The sequence below is a fragment of the Flavimarina sp. Hel_I_48 genome (assembly GCF_000733945.1).
In the GTDB taxonomy this organism is placed as follows: Bacteria; Bacteroidota; Bacteroidia; order Flavobacteriales; family Flavobacteriaceae; genus Leeuwenhoekiella.
Map to the genome: position 1 here is coordinate 2298315 of NZ_JPOL01000002.1, position 18404 is coordinate 2316718.

The following is an 18404-nucleotide window of genomic DNA, read 5'->3' on the forward strand; positions in this document are numbered from 1 at the left end:
GGTTTTCAATCTTTCGTTTTTATTATTGTTCGTTGAGCGACCAGTTGTATTCCTTAAAAACAATAGGAGCATCAAGATTTATTTTTGTGTCGCTAAATTGATTGATATATGCGTTTAGGCTAGGTGTTTCATCGGTGATAAAATCTTTCGTATAAAATTTAAAAATCGCCGATATTTTCGGGTTATCAGCTGTGATATCATTTTTTTCCGAATTTATAAATCCTTTGACCGCTTCCTCGAGTTGTTCGTTAATTTTAGCGGCCGTATAGGCATCCCGGGAAAGTTTAGGACAGGAAACCGAAGCACAGTTTATGGCAAAATGAATACGCGGCTCGTTCATTTTGCGCAATACTCCATTTTCAAGTCCGCCCAATGATAACGTATGTTTTCCAATGGGAATAAACGCTTTTGTAAACGCGCCATCTATATCTTGAATACTCTTTAAAGGATAGTTCTTCAGGATCAAATCTACCGTGTATACATTATAAAGATTAATGTAATACGCTAATAACTCTTGAACTGACCAATTTTTATCAGGTTCAAGCGAAGAGAGTTTTTTCATATAAGCATCCAGCGCAGGGCGGTCTTTTTCAAAACCTTTATAATCCAAATAGCCAGCAGCATTTACATGCTTTTTCAGCAGTGCGTCCCAGCCGCTATGATCAACGTTGACTTCAGAATTAGTGGTCATTGAGGTCAATTTATCAGGTGTTTTTTTTGTAGGCTGGCCCTGACTTCCCAGTCCGGCAGCGGTGAGAAGGTGACAAGAAACAGCGCTATGCGCAATCAGAAGAAGCAATAGCAATCGTATATAAACTTTCATAAAACAGGAATTAAAATAGGAAAGGTACTGGCTAAATAGATTAAAATGACGATGAACTGCAATATTTTTTCTGAAAATACATTAAAAACCTTACAAAATCAATTAAAAAGGAGCAATAAATAGCCGGTTTGTGCCATTAATTATTATCGTAGTTTTGCAGCCTTCCCGTAAGGGAATAAAAGATACGTAATATGAGCAGTATAGTGGCAATTGTAGGGAGACCTAATGTAGGAAAATCAACACTTTTTAACCGATTGATTCAGCGTCGTGAAGCGATAGTAGATGCTGTGAGCGGTGTTACCCGTGATCGTCACTATGGTAAAAGCGACTGGAATGGAAGGGAATTTTCAGTAATAGATACCGGAGGTTATGTGAAAGGAAGCGATGACGTGTTTGAGGCACAGATTGATAAACAGGTGGAAATCGCCATTGAAGAAGCAGATGCCATCATTTTTATGGTAGATGTGGAGGCCGGGATTACCGGCATGGATCAGGATGTTGCAAAATTGTTGCGAAGGGTCAAAAAACCTATATTCCTGGTAGTAAATAAAGTGGATAACGCAATGCGTGCCCAGAATGCGGTAGAATTTTACAATCTGGGCCTGGGAGATTACTTTACCATTGCCAGTATCAATGGAAGTGGTACCGGTGATTTGCTGGATGCGGTAATAGATGCCCTGCCAGAAAAAGAACCCGATACAGATTCAGACCTGCCACGTTTTGCCGTTGTAGGCAGACCTAACGCGGGGAAATCTTCATTTATAAATACATTGATAGGGGAGGAGCGCTATATCGTAACGGATATCGCCGGTACTACACGGGATTCAATAGATACAAAATACAAACGTTTTGGTTTTGAGTTCAACCTTGTGGATACGGCCGGGATACGCCGCAAGTCAAAAGTAAAAGAGGATCTAGAATTTTATTCGGTGATGCGGTCTGTCCGCGCCATTGAGCATTGTGATGTTTGCCTTGTTGTCGTTGATGCCACCCGTGGATTTGATGGTCAGGTTCAGAATATATTCTGGCTGGCAGAGCGTAACCGCAAAGGCGTTGTGATCCTTATAAATAAATGGGATCTGGTCGAAAAGGATACGAAAACCGTCAAGGAATACGAGCAGTCCATACGCGAGGAAATAGCACCTTTTACAGATGTCCCTATTGTGTTTATTTCGACCATTAGCAAACAGCGTGTTTTTAAAGCTATTGAAACGGCCATAAAGGTATATGAGAACAGGAGCAAGCGTATCAAGACCAGCGAACTCAACGATGTGATGCTTCCTATTATAGAGCATACACCACCACCAGCGATCAAAGGAAAATATGTTAAAATCAAATATTGCATGCAGTTGCCCACGCCGCAGCCACAATTTGCATTTTTCTGTAATTTGCCGCAGTATGTAAAAGATCCTTACCGCAGGTTTATTGAGAATAAATTACGGGAGCAATTTGATTTTAACGGTGTTCCCGTTGCGGTTTATTTTAGAAAAAAATAAGTACGCGCAGACGTTTATCAAAATTCAAAGTAACAGACCGTTTAGCATAATCCTAGCAACGTTTTCAAAAAAGAACAATTCATTGCTGTTATCATTTGAAATACTACCCGCTATTTTAATAAAAGAGCTGGTATATCAGTGTATATTGTACTTTAAATAGAATATTGAATACACCATTTATTTAAGTTAGAGTATTCTACTTAAATGATTTAGGAAGTGGATTAAACATGTTAATAAAAAACTAAATATAAAACTATATTTTTAGTTTTTACTTTTAATGTAGTACTTGCAGTATCAATCAAAAATCAATCACTGCATGAGATCCAAGTACTGTTTTTTAATCCTTTTTGGATGCGTTATTTATTCCACTCAAGCGCAAAAATTCAAAATTACAGGTAAACTTATTGATGCTCAAAATGAAAGTCCGTTAGAAGCAGCGACGGTAGTGGTAGAAACTGTTAAGGATAGCAGTATGATCACCTACACCATTACAGATAAATCGGGTGCTTTTAACCTTGAAGGAAAAGCGTATCAGGATACCGTAAACTTTTACGTGACTTTTGTGGGTTATGCCCCGTACTCAAAAAAGATCAACTTGAAGGAAAGCACCGCTATCAGTTTAGGCGACATCCCCCTGGGTTTTGCGGTAGAAGCCCTAGGTGATGTTGTGGTAAAAGCACGTGCGGCCCCCGTTACCATAAAAAAAGATACACTTGAATTCAATGTAGCCTCTTTTAAGACGAAAAAAGATGCCAATGTGGAAGATCTTTTGCGCGAACTGCCCGGTGTGGAAGTAGATGAGCAGGGACAGATCACCATAAATGGAAAACCGGTCAACAAAATCCTCGTAAACGGTAAGCCATTTTTCTCAGATCCTACCATGGCCACAAGAAACCTGACGAAAGAAATCGTAGATAAAATCCAGATTGTAGATACAAAAACCGAATCTGAAGAATTTACCGGGGAAGAGGGGGACGATCAGAACAAAACCATTAATATCACGATAGACAAGGAAAAGAACAAGGGGATTTTTGGACGCGTGGCCGGTGGTTTGGGTACAGATGAACGGTTTGAATACGCCGGAATCCTTAATTATTTTGACAATAATAGGCGTCTTAGTGTTTTGGGTAACGGGAATAATATCAATTCGCCGGGTTTTAGTTTTGGGGAAATTGAAAGTATGTTCGGTAGTGCGCGTTATATAAGTGTAAGTGACAACGGTAGTTTCAATATAAATGGCAGGAGTTTTGGGGGTGGTGATGGTATAAACAATTCACGTACAGCTGGGGCCAATTATGTGGATGTTATAGGAAAGGACAATGATGTAAGCGCAGATTATTTTTATACCGGTTCAAATAATTTTCAGGAGGAGAAGCGCAGCAGGGAAACCACACTTCCAGAGCGTTCCTTTTTTTCAAATTCAAGTTCGCGTAGTGTGGGCAATAATGACAGCCATGCGCTAAATACGCGATTCGAAATTAGGGTGGACTCTACTTTTCTTATCGAAGCAAGGCCAGAATTTACGTACACCGAGGGGATGAACAACTTCACCAGTAATCAAAGTACCCGTAATGCAGATGGAGAACTTACTAACCAGGCAGATGTCAATAATGCTAGTTATCGCAATGGACGTAACTTCGAGAACCGCCTTACGTTTACTAAGCGTTATGGTGGCAAGGGTGGTTTTGCACAGTTAGAAGTACAAAATAACATCAACAATACTGCGACAAATGCCTATCTGGAATCCAATACGCAGATCTTTGATGATACGCTAACGGTAATAGAGCGTAACCAATTTACAGATGGTACACTTGCCACGAACGGAATTGGTTTTAATGCGGAATGGAGAATTCCCCTGATAGCAAAAAAACTTTTTGCCCGAGCGCAATACCGTTACAATACAGACAAGAGGGAGGACAGGCAGAGTGTCTTTGACTTTGAGGATGCAAACAATCAATATACGGGATTTAATATAGCACAGAGCACAGACTTCACAAATACAGATCGTAGTTCACGGCCAGAGTTAGGTTTAAACTTTAATAGCGATAAAATGCGGCTTAGTTTTAGTGCTGCCTATATTTTCCGTACGTTAGAAAGTGACGACGCGCTTCGCGATATCAATTTTTCAAATGAGTTCAATGCCCTGGAACTGGACGGTCGTTTCAATATTAATTTTTCAAAAAAAACGAGCTTATATTCCGGTTATAGCCTTAATAACAATGCACCCGGCGTACGGCAGTTATCTCCTTACATAGATGTTTCTGACCCTTTGAATACGGTACAGGGTAATCCAAACCTCAGACCGACAAACTCACATAGTATCTATTTTGGTATTAGCAATTTCGACTGGCAATCCAGGACGGGCTTCAACAGTTATTTCAACGCTAATTTTGATAATGACAGGGTGGTAAACCGTTCTACCATAGATGAGAACAATGTTAGGAATACAACCTATGCTAATGTAGACGGGTATTATAATCTCTATGGGCGGGCGAGCTATAGCAAGAATATAGAAATTGATACCTCGCGAACCCTCAAATATGATCTATCAATAGGTATCAACACGTCAAGAGTTGTAAATTTTAATAATGGTGTTCAATACGCGAGCAGGACCATCGCCTATGAGCCTCAAGTAGAGCTTCGTTTTACCTGGAAGGAAATTCTTGATATACGACCAGCCTACACTCCAAGTTTCAGTAGAAATTCATTTGATCTTGACATATTTAAAGACAGGGATTTCACCCGTCATGAATTCCGATTAAGAACCACAACGTCGTATCCCAAAAGGGTGGAGTGGGAAAATGATATTCGGTTTATCAATAATCCTAATGTGGCCTCCGGCTTTCAGACAAATTCAGTTTTCTGGAACAGTTCGCTGGCGTATTCTGTACTGGATGACAAAGGTACAGTTGCCTTAAAGGCGTATGACCTGCTCAATCAGAATACAAATGCGCAGCGTACGGCAACAGAAGATTATATACAGGATATACAGAGCACGGTACTGCAACGGTATTTTATGCTTAGTTTCAGTTATAAATTCAATACGCTTGGGAAACAGGGAGAGATCAGGGAAAACAATTGGTTTGATTAATTTTCAAATCATCATGGCCTTTGATATTTTATGTTGAACTTTACTTGACCGTTATACTTGATAATGATAAAATGTTAAGGGAAATGCACTTAACATTTTTCAATTCGATTATTCAAATAGTTTTTTTAAATTTCAGCCTTAATTAAATAGATGAACACGAAGTACATTGATCTCATAGATCAGACCTTTTACTTTCCACAGGAAGATTTCAAATTAGAGGACAACCATTTACAGTTTCATGACATCGACCTGATGGCGCTGGTAGAAAAGTATGGCTCTCCTTTAAAATTCAGTTACCTTCCAAGTATCTCAAACAATATAGCGCGTGCAAAAAAATGGTTTGCGGATGCTATGGAAAAGCATGATTATAAGGGGAATTACAATTATTGTTACTGTACAAAAAGCTCTCATTTTAAGCACGTTCTTGATGAGGCCCTTAAAAACAATATTCATATTGAGACCTCTTCAGCCTTTGATATTGATATTGTAAACAGTTTAAAGAAAAGTGGTAAAATCACAAATGATACTTTTGTGGTCTGTAATGGTTTTAAGCGCAATGGTTATATTAAAAATATTGCAGACCTTATAAATAATGGTCACCGCAATTGCATCCCTGTGATTGATAATCATGAAGAGGTAGAACTTCTCACAAATGAGATTAAAGGGGATTATAAAATAGGGATTCGTATCGCTTCGGAAGAAGAACCCAAGTTTGAATTCTATACCTCAAGATTAGGTATTGGGTATAAAAATATCATTCCATTTTATGAAGATCAGATCAAAAATAATGACAATGTTGAGCTTAAAATGCTTCATTTCTTCATAAATACAGGTATCCGTGACACGGCATATTACTGGAACGAACTTAATAAATGTTTAAAAGTTTATACAAGGCTCAAAAAAGTCTGTCCGTCATTAGATAGCCTTAATATAGGCGGCGGTTTTCCCATAAAAAATTCACTGGCCTTTAATTTTGATTATGCCTATATGGTAGATGAGATCATCAACCAGATCAAAATTACCTGTAAAAGTGAGGAAGTACCTGTGCCTAATATCTTTACGGAATTCGGGAGTTTTACCGTAGGTGAAAGTGGGGGTGCTTTGTACGAGATACTTTATCAAAAGCAGCAAAACGACCGCGAAAAGTGGAACATGATCAATTCCTCATTTATCACTACTCTACCAGACAGTTGGGCAATTAGCAAACGTTTTGTGATGTTGCCGCTCAACCGGTGGGATGATGAGTATGAACGCGTGTTACTGGGCGGCCTTACGTGCGACAGTGACGACTATTACAACAGTGAGCAGCACAGTAATGCTATTTACCTGCCCAGATACAGAAAAGACAAGCCTTTATATATAGGTTTTTTCAATACGGGCGCCTATCAGGAAACCATAGGCGGCTATGGCGGCTTACAACACTGCCTGATCCCACAACCTAAGCACATTCTTATCAATAAGGATGAAAATGGTAACATAACCACAGAATTGTTTAACGAGCAACAAAAAGCAGCCGATTTGCTTAAAATATTAGGCTATGAGCACAACTAAAAATTATGCAGGCATTGCTGATGAGCATGCCAAATTGGAAACTTCTAAAATCGTACTTATCCCTGTGCCCTATGACGGTACAAGCACATGGCAAAAAGGAGCAGACAAAGGCCCAGAGGCTCTTCTGGAGGCTTCCCGAAACATGGAAACCTACGATATAGAAACAGATACCGAAGTTTTTAAGCAGGGTATTTATCTTGCAGACTCCATTGATGAGAAGGAATCGCCCAAAGCTGTGGTTAAAACCATGCACACCACGGTAAAGGATTACATAAAACGCAACAAATTTGTGACCGTTGTGGGGGGTGAGCATTCTGCCTCCATAGGTACGATCAGGGCGTTTAGCGAACTTTATGAAGACCTAACTGTAATCCATATCGATGCGCATGCAGATATGCGCAAAGAATATAACGGCAGTAAATATAACCATGCCTGCACCGCATACGAGGCAAGCCAGACCACAAACCTCATACAGGTGGGCATACGCAGTATGGATGTGCTTGAAAAAACGGTCATGGATGAAGAAAAGACCTTTTTTGCGCATCAGATGATCCAGGATGAATACTGGATCGATAATGTGATTGATGCCTGCACTGAAAATGTGTTCATCACCTTTGATCTTGATGCGCTTGATCCTTCCATTTTTCCGGGTACGGGAACACCAGAACCTGGCGGACTTTTTTGGTATGAGACCATGGATTTCCTAAAAAGGCTATTTGAGGAGACTAATGTAGTAGGTTTTGACCTGATGGAACTTTGCCCCATTGAAGGTGATAAAACTTCAGAATTCCTTGCGGCCAAGCTGTATTACAAAATGCTTAGTTATAAGTTTCAGGGGCAGGAAGTAGAAGAGGATTATAATAATACTTACGCTGCAAAAGATAAAGCAGGATTAGGAAAATTAAAAGATAATGACAAAGACTAAAGGAGCAATCTCTGAATTTATAGAGAAATACTATTTACACTTTAACGCAGCCGCGTTAGTGGATGCCGCAAAAGCATATGAGGAGCAGCTCAATAAAGGCGCAAAAATGCTGGTTTCCCTGGCAGGTGCGATGAGTACGGCAGAACTGGGTAAAATCTTTGCAGAAATGATTCGCCAGGATAAGGTGCAGATCATTTCCTGTACAGGGGCAAATCTTGAGGAAGATATCATGAACCTCGTTGCGCATTCCCATTACGAGCGCGTACCTAATTACCGCGATCTTACCCCTAAAGAGGAGTGGGATCTTTTAGAAAGGGGACTCAACCGTGTTACAGATACTTGTATTCCCGAAGAGGAAGCTTTCCGTCGTTTACAAAAACATATTTTTAAGATATGGAAAGATGCAGATGATAAGGGCGAGCGTTACTTACCACATGAATTTATGTATAAAATGCTTTTGAGCGGTGTGCTTGAAGAGTATTATGAGATCGATCTTAAAGATTCCTGGATGTACGCTGCCGCGGAAAAAAACCTGCCCATAATCTGCCCAGGTTGGGAAGATAGTACGATGGGAAATATTTTTGCCTCCTACGTGATGAAAGGCGAACTTAAGGCCACGACCATGAAAAGCGGCATTGAATACATGACATTCCTTGCTGACTGGTACACCGAAAATTCGGAGAATGGCATTGGCTTCTTTCAGATAGGTGGTGGTATTGCGGGAGATTTCCCTATTTGTGTGGTACCTATGCTTTATCAGGATATGGAGCGTACAGATACACCATTTTGGAGCTATTTCTGCCAAATTTCAGACTCTACAACCAGTTATGGTAGTTATTCCGGCGCAGTGCCGAATGAGAAGATCACCTGGGGAAAACTGGATATCAATACACCAAAGTTTATCATTGAAAGTGATGCTACCATTGTGGCTCCTTTAGTATTTGCTTACATACTGGATATGTAACCCCCCCCTGGTCCCCAAAGGGGAACTACTTAAAATAATTAGACCTCACAGATATGTAAAACCTGTGAGGTCTTTTACTTTTTAACGCTATGAATTGATGAAGAATTTCGCGTTAGGGATTGAAGTGAAAATCCTTTTTGTGAGGCACGAACAAAAAGATTGTAGCGTAAAGCCTGACCCGTAGGGAAACGCCAGGAATCAATGAAATAATCAAAAGTAGCTCCTGAGCAAATACTAACGATTACTATTGAGACCCTCAATTCTTAAGATGCTTTATGGGTTTTCAATTCAAAATTGCACGCACATTAATCTGGATGACTTTACCTACATTGAATAAGAAAAGTGCATATTTTAATCTCTTTCAATCTTTTCGTTCTGCTCTTTTTCAGTTTTCCAATCTATCAGAGGGGAAGGATAATAGTTTACGTCCATACGTTCTAAAAATGGTGCCTGATTGCCCAAACGTACTTTGTAATTTTCCCAGTCCCTGTTTTCTGGTTTTGACCAGTTCAATTCAGCAAAACCTATGGCTCTGGGGAAAGCAAGGTATTCCAGTTCGTTGCTATTGCTTACAGTTTCTGACCACAAAGGCGCTTCGATACCCATAACACTTTTTAAAGGAATATTTTCGTAAGCTTCCGGTTTCCAGATGTAAGCAGAATCCACGGGCACATATCCCGCCCAGTTAAGGCCATATTCTGATTCTAAATCGTATTTCATATCCAGGTAGGCTTTATTTGCTGGGGACATGATAATCTTCAGGTTTTTGTCAACTGCCTTTCTTGCATTCTCTGCATTGGACCAGAATTGTGAGATGGAGGTAGAATCCACATCCGCAGTCGCGATCTCATCCCAACCGATCATTTGCTTGTCATATTTCTGCACAATTTTCTCAACCTTATTTACAAAATAAATGTAATCAGCCTTTTTTGTCGCGTGACTTTCATCACCGCCAATATGAAAATAAGGAGCAGGTGACAACGCGGTAATTTCCCTTACTACATCATCTATAAAAGCGTAAACCGTATCTTTTCTGGTATCAAAAGTGCTGAAACCTACTTTTGTGCCTTTATAGATTTCTGGGGTTTTGCCGTTACCGTTCAAAAATGGATATGCGACCGAGGCTGCATTTGTGTGTCCCGGCATGTCCACTTCCGGTACGATCATCATGTAATTTTTAGCCGCGTAATCCACGATTTCTTTGTAGTCTTCCTGGGTATAAAAACCGCCGGGTTCATCGCCCACTTCGGTGATGCCGCCCACTTCCGTGAGTTTGGGCCATGATTTGATCTCGATACGCCATCCCTGATCATCAGTAAGGTGAAGGTGCAGTACATTGTATTTATAATAGACGAGTAGATCAATATATTTTTTTACTTCCTCCAGCGTAAAAAAGTGCCTGGCCACGTCTAGCATGGCACCACGATATTCAAAAAACGGAGCATCTTCAATTGATCCCGAAGCGATGGGCCAGATGGGATAATCAGCAAGCGTATCATTTGACTTTAAGGGAATCAGTTGGCGTAGGGTCTGCACGCCTCTAAAGGCACCTTCGGCACTTGCTGCGCTTAATACAATACTATCTTTTCCTATTTTCAGTTGGTACCCTTCCTTATTTTCCGCGGGAATACTATCTGATTTTTTTATATAAATAGTACTTTCCTGATCTTGTTTGTCTTCATTAATAGATAGGTCAAGTCTGGTAATGTCTTTTATTTTTTCAGCAAGGAATGAGCCTACATTTTCGAAATCTTCTGCGCTTGAAGTTGTATAAACCGCGGTATATCGATCTAATGGAAAAGCGGTCATCGTCGCGTTTACCATCGCTGGTTTGGGAATAAGATCCCTGGCTGCAAGATCGGTTTTGGGAAGGTTTAGCATTCTTGGTTCCTTTTCCTCTTTGCAGGAAAAAAAAGCCAGTGGAATACAGATTAGTGCTAAATACGCAAATAGTGGGTGTTTCATTTAGTAAATTTTCACTAAAGTAGCATAATATTTTTAAAAAAGACCTATTTAAGAAATACAAAGCCATGTTCTATTGCCTGCTTTGGGACGTTTTGAATAAATCGATTTAATACCACATATGGAAAGGGTTCTTTAAATAGTTCTAAATGATCAAAAAACAGGTGCTATTTGCCTAAAAAAGGTCTAAAATACCCAAAAATCAAAAACCTACAGTTCTTAAAATTTCCTTTAAAACATTTACGTATTTTCGCCCCTTCAATCAACTGCATGAACTATTTATTGACCATCGTAGTACCGCTTTATAACGAGGCTGATAACCTGCCACGGGTAGAAACCGCTATGCAGGATTATCTTAAAGGCGCCGCCGCCAAATCAAAAATCCTTTTTGTAAATGACGGCTCTACAGACGATAGTTTGCGCCTCGTAGAAGCTATTTGCGCTAGAAATATGGATTTTGAATATATTTCATTTGAAAAAAATTGTGGTCTTAGCGCGGCTATAAAAGCAGGTTTTGATTATACCGAAACCGAATATGTGGGCTATATAGACAGCGATCTGCAGACTACGCCAGAGGATTTTAATACACTTATGCCCTTTATAGGGGAGTACGACCTGGTTACCGGCCTGCGTGGGGCTCGGAAGGATAGGTTTATCAAAAATATGTCCAGCAAAATAGCAAACGGGATACGTCGCGCGTTCACCCATGATGGTATGGATGACACCGGTTGCCCACTTAAGATTATTAAAACAGATTACGCTAAACGCATCCCTATGTTTAAGGGGTTGCACCGCTTTCTGCCCGCAATGGTTTTGTTGCAAAATGGGAAAGTGATCCAGATTCCCGTCAACCATTTCCCACGGATTGCAGGAACGGCAAAATTTGGTGTCTGGAACCGACTTTTAGGTCCTTTACTGGACTGTTTTGCCTATTTATGGATGAAAAGAAAATATATAAACTATACTGTATCAAAACGTTCTGATGCATAGCCCGTGGTGGATTTATACTGTAGGGTTTTTAGCGCAGCTCATGTTCTCTGGCCGGCTGGTACTGCAATGGTTGCTTTCAGAAAAGCAAAAAAAAGTACTTACGCCATCCACGTTCTGGTGGTTTAGCCTTGGCGCGTCATTTCTTCTTTTTGTTTATGGCTATTTACGGGAGGATTTCGCCATCATGCTGGGGCAGGCGCTTACATATTTTATTTATATCCGGAATTTGCAGCTGCAGGGGCAATGGTCAAAATCACCTAAAATCGCCCGTATTTTTTTACTCATATTCCCTGTTTTAATTGTGATCTATGGTTATAATAATGGCGATTATGATATTGAAAAGCTCTTTCAGAACGAAGCAATACCGCTGTGGCTATTGCTTTTGGGAACGGTGGCGCAGATCATTTTTACCCTGCGTTTTATTTACCAGTGGATTTATTCTGAACGAAAGAAAAAATCAAGCCTGCCGCTGGGGTTCTGGATGCTGAGTCTGGCCGGTGGCCTGCTCATTCTTACCTACGCGATCTTACGGAAAGATCCCGTTTTGTTTGTGGGCCACCTGATGGGTGTATTCATTTATATTCGGAATATTAAACTTTCATTCGGTATAGATAAGTCATGACAATAAGATCAAAATATCACCTTTTACTGCTATTTTTTGCCTGTTTTTGCCTGTTTTTCACCCATCTTGACGTCCTTTATGAGAACATCATGGAAGCGCGTAATTTCAATACGGCACGTGAAATGGTGAACTATGACAACTGGGTACTCACTACCATGAACGGCGAGGCACGTTACGAGAAACCGCCTTTGCCCACCTGGCTTGCTGCGATTTCTGGGGCTATATTTGGGATGGAAAATACCTGGGCCCTTCGTTTGCCCTCGGCACTGGTAACGACTTTTTTAATTTTCTTTTTTTACCGCTTTGTGGAATATAGCACCCGGCAAAAAGAACAGGCTTTTAACGCTGCGCTTATTCTTGCGACATCCTTTTACATCTTATTTGCAGGGCGTAATGGCACTTGGGATATTTTTGCACATGCCTTTATGCTTGCGGGTATTTACTTTCTGTTTCAGTTTTTTGAAAAAACAGAAAACACCTATAAAAATGCTGTTTTTTCGGGCATTTTCATCGGTTTATCGTTTATGAGTAAGGGGCCGGTAAGCCATTTTGCGCTGCTGTTGCCTTTTCTCATCGCTTATGGAATCGTTTATAAATTCAAAGCTTTTCGGCCTAAAGTGGTGCCTTTTATTCTTATGATCATCCTGATCGCGGTGCTGAGTTCGTGGTGGGCGATCGCGGTCTATGTTCTCGATCCTGCTTCGGCGACCGCGATAGCGGATAAGGAAGCGACCGCCTGGGCAAACCACAACACGCGACCGCTGTATTATTACTGGAGTTTTTTCACGCAAAGCGGAATCTGGACCATCCCGGCCTTTATCGGGTTGTTATATCCCTATTTAAAAACACGGGTCGAGAACTTAAAAGCTTACAAATTCTCCCTGATCTGGACGCTTGCAGCGGTAATCTTACTATCGCTCGTCCCCGAAAAAAAATCACGTTACCTGTTGCCGGTTTTGATTCCGCTGGCGATGAATACTTCATTTTATGTTCAGTATTTATTCCGATATTTTTCGGCTTTAAAGGATAAAAAAGAAACGGTGCCAGTCTATTTCAATTTCGGTTTGATCAGTGTGATTGCATTGTCCGCGCCTGTTGCAAGTTATATTTTTCTTCGTGAAAATCTGAACGGTTTATGGATTTGGTTTATCCCATTCAGTATATTTTCGGTGGTTGTTGGTATTTTTATGTTCAGGTCTTTGGTTAAAAAAGTGCTTCCCAATGTATTTTATTTGACCGTTTTATTTCTTTGCGGAATCGTTGCGCTGGGATTTCCGCTGGCAAGGGCAAGTTATACCAATACGGATTATGCCCGTCTCGCACCAAAGGTTCGGGAATTAGACAAACAGGAAATTCCACAGTATTTATTCACGAATGGTTCACCGGAGCTCATTTGGGACCTTGGCCAGCGCGTGCCGTTGATTCAAAGCGCTGGTAAAACGTTGCTCCCTTCAGAAAAGAAATTCGCCGTGTGGATGACGCCCGATGAGGAGACTGATTTTAAGTCCGTTTTTAAAAACTATAACCTGCAATTTCAAACGCAGATTGATGGCAACATCACTTCAAAAGCCGACAGAAATTATAAAGAACGGCGTATCGCAAAGCTTTATTTTGTGCAAAAAACCGACTAAAATGGACTAAAATTGGGCTATTTTTTGTGGTTTTATACCGGTTTATTACCGCTGTGTTTACCAAAAGTTAACAACTGTATCTATTTAAATTAGGGTGGCCGAATCTTAAAGTAAGGATAACCCTTGTCATCATTCTCTTTCAGGTCTCGAAAGTAAATTGTGTTTTTAATTCATAAAAACCAATTTCGATGAGAAAAAATTACATGAGCCTTCTTTTTGGCTTTTTCAGTCTTTTAGCAATAGCACAGGCAGATCCGGAAATCAATTTTGATGAGGCTTATATTTCGGTGAATGAAGATGAAGGCACGGCCACTTTAACGGTCAGCATTTCAGAATCACCTTTGATGATTGCTTCTGTAGATGTTGCGATTCTTACAGAGGAAAGCACGGCAATGGCGGGTACAGATTATGAGTATGACAGCCAGACGCTCACCTTTGCTTCTTCAGGCGATCTTACCCAGAGTGTGACCATAAACATTACAAACAATGCTGAAATGGCTCCCGATAAGTTGGTCGCGCTCCAGCTACAAAATCCTGTAAATAGCAGTGTAGGTGAAGACAACATTGCCGTGATCTACATTCTTGATGATGAAGCGCATACGCCCAGTTTTACTAATTCGCTCGGAGTGACTTTTGGGACCAGTTATGCGATCACCGGTGATAATCCCGGTTCTGAAATCGTGGGCCATGATCCCGAAACTTCCCGCCTTTTTGTAATGAACAGCGGCAATGCTTCCGTAGAAATTCTTGATTTTAGTGATCCTTTAGACATAAGTGCTCTGAGCACGATAGATCTTTCGGCTTATGGCGAAGGAGGCACCAGCGTGGCGGTTCATGATGGTATTGTGGCTGCAACCGCTGTTCCTGATGAAGTGGGCGTTAATGGCACTGTTGTTTTTATGGATGTAGACGGCACCATTCTCAGCACCATTGAAGCGGGCGCGCTTCCTGATATGATTACTTTTACCCCAGACGGGAGCAAATTGTTGGTAGCCAATGAAGGCGAACCCAGTCAGGATTATTTGACCGATCCCGAAGGAAGTATTACCGTGGTTGATCTTTCCGGCGGGGTTGAAAATCTGACTCAAAATGAGGTGAAAATGCTGAATTTTAATGCTTTTGATGCCGAAATTGACGCGTTAAGGGTAGAAAATATCCGGATTTTTGATCCCAATGCAAGCGTTTCACAGGATCTGGAACCTGAATATATTACCGTTTCAGCCGATTCACAGCACGCCTGGGTGACTTTGCAGGAAAACAATGCCATAGCGGTCGTTGATCTTGATGCTATGGAAATTACCGATATTTTTCCCATGGGTCTTAAAGATCACAGTTTGCCACAAAATGCGCTGGATACTTCTAACGAAATGGATTTTGCTTTTATGGCCAACTGGCCCATCAAGGGGATGTATATGCCCGATGCGATTGCAAATTATACCGTGGGCGAAACTACCTATTATGTAACCGCAAACGAAGGCGATGCGCGGGAGTATGATGCTTTTGAGGAAGAAACAAACCTGGAAGATATGGTGCTTGATGCAGCAGTTTTTCCGAATCAGGAGTTTTTACAGCGCGAAGAGAATCTTGGCAAACTCAATTTTTCAAGTGTAGATGGTGATCTTGATAATGATGGGGAGTATGAAGAACTGCATGCTTACGGGGGGCGTTCTTTTAGTATTTATAATGGTACAACCGGAGAGCAGGTTTATGACAGCGCAGACGATTTTGAACGTTTTACGCTTGAGGATGACGTTTTCGGTGCCATTTTTAATACGACCAATGATGAAAACGAATTTAAAAACCGAAGTGATAACAAAGGTCCGGAGCCCGAAGCGTTGATTGTTGAAGAAATAAACGGTGCTTTTTACGCGATCGTTGGGCTGGAACGCATTGGTGGTTTTATGGTTTATGATGTGACCAATCCTATGGCACCGGTTTTTGAAGGTTATTTTAACAACCGCAGCACAGAACCTGGTGAAGACATAACCGGCGACCTGGCTCCGGAAGGAATAATTTATGTAAAACCGGAAGACAATGCTACCCAAAAAGGACTTATTGTAATTGCCAATGAAGTGAGCGCCACGATTAGTGTATATACGTTAGAAAACAACAATTTGTCGCTTGAAGATGCTGTAACGGCCAAAACAGATTTTACAATGTATCCGAATCCCGCTGCGGGCGAACGTATATTTTTCAACAAGCCCACGACATTTGTGCTCTATGATATACAGGGACGTGAATTGCAGCGCAAAGAGGATGCAACTTATATAAATAGCACCAGTCTGAGCAGCGGAACCTATATTGTTTGGAATGATAAGGGCGAGAGCAAAAAGCTTTTGGTAAAATAATTTTTCCAGATTCAGACCTTGAGCAGCACATCGTAAAGTTTTGCTCAACGGAATAAACAGCTGAAAAATAACTCCTAAAATGGCCATTTTTAGTGCCTTTTTGGAGTTTTTCATTTAAAGATTATTTGCCAGGTTGAAGTTGTAGATTATGACGTAACCACAGTCTAAAAACCTTATTCTGACCTAAAAAATGCGTCAGATTGAGTGAAATTCTGAAGGAATTTCGTATCGAGATCAGCGTTTTTCGATTAAAAATTCATCTTTCTCAATACAATTTTTTTGCAAAAAATCACTCGAAATGACCAGTTTTAATGTTATAATAGTGAATTTGGCATAAAACAGATTTTTGTCATGCTGATTTCGTTTCAGCATCGCACTAGAATCTGCCGCATGTAGCTCAAGGGGTGACAAATCAATGCCTGAGCTACTTGTGAGACCCCGAAATAAATTCAGGGTGACACTGGATTAATATAGTTTAAGAATATTTAAAACCATAATATATTGAATCAAAGTCAGATTAAATGGTTCACTATACAATCTACAGTTTGAGTTATACAGCTTTAATAGTCTCCATATCTTCAGATTTGTTAAATTCCCAAACCGCATAACCAATCGCTACGCTATATTCCAGCGCGACAAGCCACAGATTTTCCTCCACTTCGTTTTTACCATAGGCGGAATAACTCAAAAATACAAGTGCGCACCAAACAATAGGGAACCGATATCTGGTAAAAATACTTAGAAGCAAAGGCGTAGCCAGGTACCACGGGTGTACGGTTGTACTCAGTAGAAAATAAAAACTTACCGCAAAAAGCATGGCTTCCAAAAGACTGCGTAGGCTTATGTTGTTTCTGAAAAAAGCGAGCAGTACCACAAAAACAAAAATATATTTGGGCAGAATGGCACCTATTTCAGCAATCATATTGAAACCGCGATCCTGATAGCCCAGCCAGCGGATGAGGTAATACACACTGGCATTGAATTCAAATTTCTGAAACCAAAGGGAGATAGTAGCGGTAAAATTTGTCAGGAATTCGCCGGAAATAAGGGGGGCAAAAGTGAGCAGTACCGCAAGCAGTACAATAAGATAAAAAGCTATAGGTCTTAAAATCCCTTTTCCGGTGCCTTTTAAAATATGCGTTAATTGTTTGGGAATGTTTTTTTTCGCAGGAATATCTTTGATTAAAGATTGCCAGAGCAGTGGCAGGAACAGGAGCGGCAACAATTTCACCGAAACAGAAATCCCCAGGATTATGGCGGCCCAAATCCATTTTTGCCGCAGTAAAAGATAAATGGAAACCAGCATAAAAAAGAGCATAACGCCTTCAAAATGGAGATTTCCGGTGAGTTCTATAATGATAAACGGATTCAGTGCATACCAGAATATGCGGGTTTTCGGCAGTTTTAAATAACCCAGGATTTTAGCGCCTACGTATAAAATTCCCAAATCTGCCGCAATAATCAACATGCGTAAGGCGATTATTCCGCCCAGAAGACTGCTTTTTCCAAGGAAAGCGGCAATTGCGAAAAGCAACTGATTTATGGGCGGATAGTTGGAAAAATGGGTTGCACTCAGGTTTCCCATTCCAGATAGAAGCTGGTCGCCATGCGCGATTTCCGCTCCCGAGGCGAACAGTTGTTGCGGTGTAAACAGATATGGATTTATGCCTGATAACACCAACTGCCCATCCCAGAGAAACCTGTAAAAATCCTGAGAAAGATTAGGTGTGGCAAGAAGAAAAATCAGCCTAAAAATCACCGAAAATAGCACTAAAACTGCCCAATTTCCTTTGAAAATGGAGATTATTTTATAGCTCAGAAAGCAAAGCGCGGCATAAAGCGTAATGAGTTTTGTAAAATCCCAGCGTTGCAGATCATACGCAAATGACCAGTAAAAAGCCAGCGCACTGAGAACCAGCAGCAGCGGTATTTTATAAAGCTGAAAATAACGTTTTAGATCCAAAAGACAATTCTTCTATAAGAAGGAAAGATAAGGAACAG

Annotated in this window: 12 protein-coding genes; 9 read left to right on the top strand and 3 right to left on the bottom strand. The window is 40.7% G+C overall.

Annotation, left to right across the window (positions count from 1 at the left end; all coding sequences use genetic code 11):
• Nucleotides 1-22: 22 nt before the first annotated feature.
• Nucleotides 23-823: a DUF547 domain-containing protein gene (locus tag P162_RS10155; RefSeq protein WP_031427269.1), complete on the bottom strand. Its 801-nt coding sequence runs from the start codon at nt 821-823 to the stop codon at nt 23-25.
• A 191-nt stretch (nt 824-1014) separates the two neighbouring features.
• Here P162_RS10155 and der point away from each other — a divergent pair, with 191 nt between their 5' ends.
• From der to P162_RS10180, 5 genes are all read left to right on the top strand, one after another.
• Nucleotides 1015-2319, top strand: a complete 1305-nt coding sequence (gene der, locus P162_RS10160) for a ribosome biogenesis GTPase Der (RefSeq protein ID WP_031427270.1) — start codon at nt 1015-1017, stop codon at nt 2317-2319.
• Nucleotides 2320-2635: 316 nt separating this feature from the next.
• A complete protein-coding gene (locus P162_RS10165; RefSeq protein WP_031427271.1) occupies nt 2636-5410 on the top strand; it encodes an outer membrane beta-barrel protein in 2775 nt (924 codons plus the stop codon).
• Between the two features lie 150 nt (nt 5411-5560).
• A complete protein-coding gene (locus P162_RS10170; protein WP_031427273.1) occupies nt 5561-6961 on the top strand; it encodes an arginine decarboxylase in 1401 nt (466 codons plus the stop codon).
• Nucleotides 6948-7886, top strand: coding sequence for an agmatinase (gene speB / locus P162_RS10175; RefSeq protein WP_031427274.1), 939 nt, complete (start codon nt 6948-6950; stop codon nt 7884-7886). Before P162_RS10170 ends, speB begins: the two co-directional genes overlap by 14 nt.
• A complete protein-coding gene (locus P162_RS10180; RefSeq protein WP_031427276.1) occupies nt 7873-8850 on the top strand; it encodes a deoxyhypusine synthase family protein in 978 nt (325 codons plus the stop codon). The genes speB and P162_RS10180 overlap by 14 nt, the downstream gene beginning before the upstream one ends.
• Before the next feature lie 351 nt (nt 8851-9201).
• Here the strand turns inward: P162_RS10180 and P162_RS10185 are convergent, their stop codons facing one another.
• Nucleotides 9202-10815, bottom strand: a complete 1614-nt coding sequence (locus P162_RS10185) for a family 20 glycosylhydrolase (RefSeq protein WP_031427277.1) — start codon at nt 10813-10815, stop codon at nt 9202-9204.
• 267 nt (nt 10816-11082) lie between these two features.
• On the opposite strand from P162_RS10185, the gene P162_RS10190 reads away from it, so the two are divergent.
• From P162_RS10190 to P162_RS10205, 4 genes are all read left to right on the top strand, one after another.
• Nucleotides 11083-11802 (top strand): glycosyltransferase, encoded by a 720-nt coding sequence (locus P162_RS10190; protein ID WP_031427278.1) that lies wholly within the window; start codon nt 11083-11085, stop codon nt 11800-11802.
• Nucleotides 11795-12424: a lipid-A-disaccharide synthase N-terminal domain-containing protein gene (locus P162_RS10195; RefSeq protein WP_031427280.1), complete on the top strand. Its 630-nt coding sequence runs from the start codon at nt 11795-11797 to the stop codon at nt 12422-12424. Before P162_RS10190 ends, P162_RS10195 begins: the two co-directional genes overlap by 8 nt.
• On the top strand, nt 12421-14055 hold the full coding sequence (locus P162_RS10200) for an ArnT family glycosyltransferase (protein WP_031427281.1): 1635 nt from the start codon (nt 12421-12423) through the stop codon (nt 14053-14055). Before P162_RS10195 ends, P162_RS10200 begins: the two co-directional genes overlap by 4 nt.
• A 188-nt stretch (nt 14056-14243) precedes the next feature.
• Entirely contained in the window at nt 14244-16403 is a 2160-nt protein-coding gene (locus P162_RS10205) for a choice-of-anchor I family protein (protein ID WP_051907855.1), read from the top strand.
• Between the two features lie 550 nt (nt 16404-16953).
• Here P162_RS10205 and mptB read toward each other — a convergent pair.
• On the bottom strand, nt 16954-18366 hold the full coding sequence (gene mptB / locus P162_RS10210) for a polyprenol phosphomannose-dependent alpha 1,6 mannosyltransferase MptB (protein WP_031427283.1): 1413 nt from the start codon (nt 18364-18366) through the stop codon (nt 16954-16956).
• Nucleotides 18367-18404: the final 38 nt, after the last annotated feature.